The 254-nt window shown below is 70.9% G+C and carries 1 protein-coding gene; it reads right to left on the bottom strand.

Translation table 11 applies throughout. The annotated features are described in order from the left end of the window. A partial coding sequence (locus ACM5QX_RS29615) for a hypothetical protein (protein ID WP_414756769.1) occupies positions 1-254 on the bottom strand: 254 nt, incomplete at both ends.

Genomic DNA, 254 nt, shown 5'->3' with positions numbered 1-254 from the left:
CGGCCTGTGGCGATGTTCTTGACGTCCATCTCCAATGATCCGACCCGCACGCCGGACGAGGCCAGAAGGCGGGCGATGCCGCGCGCCTCATTGGCCTGCTGCTCAGGCGTGAAGGCCTGCTGGAGCCGGGCCCAGGCGGTCTGAAGCTGCTGGGCGTTGACGTTGACGGAAGGCGTCGTCCGCTCCTGCGCCAGGACCGTCGCGCCGGAACCGCCCGCCGTCAGGGCGACGGCCAGAAGCGCGCGGATGGCGAG

The sequence above is a fragment of the Anabaena sp. CCY 9910 genome, assembly GCF_963920875.1.
Lineage (GTDB): Bacteria > Cyanobacteriota > Cyanobacteriia > Cyanobacteriales > Nostocaceae > Trichormus > Trichormus variabilis.
The sequence above is the reverse complement of the archived record's forward strand: the minus strand, read 5'-3'. Positions and strand labels throughout refer to the sequence as shown.